Raw genomic sequence first — 3,636 nt, 5'->3', positions numbered from 1 at the left:
CACGCTGTTCCAGTCGATCGCCATCGTCGAATATCTCGACGAAACCCATCCCGAGCCGCCTTTGCTGCCGGCCGATGCGCGCGGTCGCGCCCGGGTGCGCGGGCTGGCGCTGATGGTCGCCTGCGAGGGCCATCCCCTGCTGGTGCCGCGGGTGCGGCGCTACCTCGACCGCGAACTCAATCTGAGGGACGAGCAGCAAACCGCATGGCGGCGGCACTGGACCATCGAGACGCTGACCGCACTCGAGGGACATCTGGCGAGCGACAAGGCCACCGGCGCCTTCTGCCATGGCGATACGCCGACGCTGGCCGACATCTGCATCGTCGGCCATGTCAGCGTGGCGATCACCCAGCAGATCGCGTTGACACCTTATCCAACCGTGAAGCGCATCTTCGAGACCGCGATGGCGCTGCCGGCGTTTGCAAAAGCCCATCCGCTGGCGCAGCCCGATACGCCGGAGGCGATGCGGGTGAAGACGTAGGGAGGAGCGGATCGTTTCTTCCCTTCCCTTCTCCCCTTGTGGGAAGGTGGCGCGAAGCGCCGGATGAGGGGGCGCCACACAACGAGACTCATCACCCCCTCACCCGTCTCGCATCTGACGATGCGAGCCACCCTCTCCCACAAGGGGGTGAGGGGGAAAGAGCCGCGCTTCATCCCCCTCAGCCCTTCGGTGGGTCGAGCCTCTGCACGATCTCGCAAAACGGCGGCAATGCTTCGCAGGCGGCCGCATACGCAACCAGCGCCGGGTAACGGACGCCGTCGAACAGGCCGGGATGCGCCTCGCCGGTAAAACGCAGCGCGCAGGCCACCATGATGTCGGCGTGGCCGATGCGCTCGCCGAACCAGTAGGGCGTGGCCACGGCGGCGCGTTGCTGTTCCAGCACCGTGAGCACGCCACCGATCTGGGCCTCGCAGCGCTCGACCCAGAGTTTTAGCTGATCCTTGCGCAGCACACGCTCGTAGATCAGGCTTACCCCCTTGTCGGCGAGCCCACTGCCCAGCGCGCACACCTTCAGGGCATGACGGCGCTCCTGCCCGCTTGCCGCGATCATCGCTTTGTCCGGCCCGACCAGTTCGTCGAGATAATCCAGAATCGCGGTGCTTTCGATCAGCGCCTCGCCGTCGTCGAGCAGCAGCGTCGGCACCCGGCGCAGCGGGTTATGCGGCGCGATTTTCTCCGCGTCGCCAAAGGTCGACCACGGCCGGTGCTCGAACACGAGGCCATACAGCCGAAGGGCAATCGCGACGCGGCGGACGAAGGGAGAATCATATTGGCCGATCAGGATCATGGGGTTGAGGCGCCTTTTGAGAACGGAATTGATCCAGCTTGCCAGAGATTTCAGGGGGAGCAAGTGTCCGGCTCGTCATGGCCGCACTGACCCGAGGGGAGGGTCGACGCGACTGAAAGGAGCGGCGGGATGGGGTGAAGAGTTCATCCGCAGAAGTCACCACACCCCGTCTCGCATCTAACGATGCGAGCCGCCCTCCCCTCCAGGGGAGGGTAAGAGAAGAGCGGCGCAGACTCTCACTCGATAATCGGCACATGCCTCGCCGCACTGCGCGGCGCGGTCCCATCCAGCCGCGGATCGTCGGCGATTTCGATCTGGCGGCGGAAGGCGCGAAAACCCGAACGCTGATAAAACGCCACCGCCGAGGGATGATCGAGCGTGCAGGTGTGGACCCAGAAGCGCGAGATCGGCCGCGACCATGCGCGCTCCAACGCGCGATTCATCAGCCAGCGCCCGGCGCCGCTGCCGATCAGTTTTGCGGTGACGCCGAAGAAGGCGAGCTCACATTGGCCGGCTTCGCGGAAATCGAGTTCAAGCAGACCTTCGTCGCGGCCGTCCTGCACCAGCGCGTACACTTCGACCAACGGCGCATGGATGATCGCCGCGAGTTCGGCGTCTGATATCTGCAGCCGCGAAAACCACAGCCATTCCTCGCCGACGCTGCGATTGAGATCGCGATACCAGGTGAGGTCGGGGGAGTCGACGCGGCGCAGCGTGAATGTGCCCGCGGGATCGGGGCGCAGCGACGGGCGTGCCGTCATTTCGAGATGCGTGACGACGGCGGCGATCTTGCCGGCGGGGATGTCGGAATAGCCGTCGGGTAACGTCATCTCGATGCAGTCCCCTCAGGGTTAGCTGTCATACCCCGCGAAAGCGGGGTATCCAGTATGCCACGGTCTCTCAATTAATCATTGGCGTCTCTGGAATACTGGATCGCCCGCTTTCGCGGGCGATGACGGCTGTGCGTGAAGGAGAGTTTTACCCCTCCCCCTCATCGTTCGCCAATAATCCCTTCACCGCCCTTGCCCATCCCGCCAGTTTCCGCTCCCGCGTCGCCGCGCTCATCGCCGGCTTGAAGCGGTGTTCGAGCCGCCAGTTGTCGGCGAATTTTGATGGCTCGGGATAGACGCCTGCGGAAAGCCCGGCGAGATAGGCCGCGCCGAGCGCGGTGGTTTCCTGGATCATCGGGCGGTCGACCGGCGCGTCCAAGAGATCGGCGAGGCGCTGCATGGTCCAGTCGGAGGCGGTCATGCCGCCGTCGACGCGCAGCACGGTTTTGACCGCGCTGGCGTCGGGCCAATCGGCGCGCATCGCGGCCCACAGGTCAAACGTCTGGTAGCAGACGCTTTCCAGCGCGGCATGGGCGAGTTCGGCGGGGCCGGTGTTGCGGGTGAGACCGAACAGCGCGCCGCGCACGCGGGGATTCCAGTAGGGTGCCCCGAGGCCGACAAAGGCCGGCACCAGATAGACCGATTGCATCGAATCGGATTTATCGGCGAGCGGGCCGGTGTCAGAGGCCCGCTTGATAATCCCGAGACCATCGCGCAGCCACTGCACCGCGGAGCCGGCGACGAAGATCGAGCCTTCGAGCGCGTAGGTGCGCTGGCCCTTGAGCTGATAGGCGATGGTGGTGAGCAGCTTGTTCTTCGAGGCGACCGGCGTGGTGCCGGTGTTGAGCAGCGCGAAGCAGCCGGTGCCGTAAGTGGATTTGATCATGCCCGGCGAGAAGCAGGCCTGGCCGATGGTGGCGGCCTGCTGATCGCCGGCGATGCCGCAGATCGCGATGGCGCCGCCGAACAATTCCGGCAGGCTGTCGCCGAAATGGCCTGAAGAGTCCTTCACCTCGGGGAGCATCGAGCGCGGCACCCGCAAGATTTTCAGCAGATCCTCGTCCCACTGCCCGGTGTGGATATTGAACAGCAGCGTGCGCGAGGCGTTGGTGGCGTCGGTGGCATGCACCTTGCCGCCGGTGAGCCGCCACAGCAGATAGCAATCGACGGTGCCGAACATCAGCTCGCCGCGCTCGGCGCGTTCGCGCGCGCCGGGGACCTGGTCGAGGATCCACGCCACTTTTGTGCCCGAAAAATAGGGATCGATGATCAGGCCGGTTTTCGCCGAGATCGCGGGCTCGTGGCCTTCGGCTTTCAGTTTCGAGCAGATGTCGGCGGTGCGGCGGTCCTGCCAGACAATGGCGCGATGCACCGCTTGGCCGGTGGCCCGGTCCCACACCACGGTGGTCTCGCGCTGGTTGGTGATGCCGATGGCGGCGATGTCTTTCGCGGCCACGCCCGCCTTCTTCAGCGCCTCGCGGCAGGTGGCGACGGTCGAGGTCCAGATATCCTCGGGC

General features: G+C 65.4%; 4 protein-coding genes. 1 reads left to right on the top strand and 3 read right to left on the bottom strand.

Annotated features, from left to right (window positions below; genetic code table 11):
• On the top strand, nt 1-481 hold a 481-nt coding region (locus JWQ89_RS22125), incomplete at its 5' end, for a glutathione binding-like protein (protein WP_299644803.1).
• Between the two features lie 178 nt (nt 482-659).
• Here JWQ89_RS22125 and JWQ89_RS22120 read toward each other — a convergent pair.
• From JWQ89_RS22120 to glpK, 3 genes are all read right to left on the bottom strand, one after another.
• Nucleotides 660-1,289: a glutathione S-transferase family protein gene (locus JWQ89_RS22120; protein ID WP_299644802.1), complete on the bottom strand. Its 630-nt coding sequence runs from the start codon at nt 1,287-1,289 to the stop codon at nt 660-662.
• 236 nt (nt 1,290-1,525) lie between these two features.
• Nucleotides 1,526-2,119, bottom strand: coding sequence for a GNAT family N-acetyltransferase (locus JWQ89_RS22115; RefSeq protein ID WP_299644801.1), 594 nt, complete (start codon nt 2,117-2,119; stop codon nt 1,526-1,528).
• Between the two features lie 148 nt (nt 2,120-2,267).
• A partial coding sequence (gene glpK / locus JWQ89_RS22110) for a glycerol kinase GlpK (protein WP_299644800.1) occupies nt 2,268-3,636 on the bottom strand: 1,369 nt, incomplete at its 5' end.

This window comes from Devosia sp., from assembly GCF_028290645.1.
Lineage (GTDB): Bacteria > Pseudomonadota > Alphaproteobacteria > Rhizobiales > Devosiaceae > Devosia_A.
Note: the sequence above shows the minus strand (reverse complement) of the source record. Positions and strands in the feature narration are given on the sequence as shown.

Coding starts and splice junctions, on each gene's coding strand:
- JWQ89_RS22120 (WP_299644802.1), bottom strand. CDS start 1,289: ATGATCCTGATCGGCCAATATGATTCTCCCTTCGTCCGCCGCGTCGCG.
- JWQ89_RS22115 (WP_299644801.1), bottom strand. CDS start 2,119: ATGACGTTACCCGACGGCTATTCCGACATCCCCGCCGGCAAGATCGCC.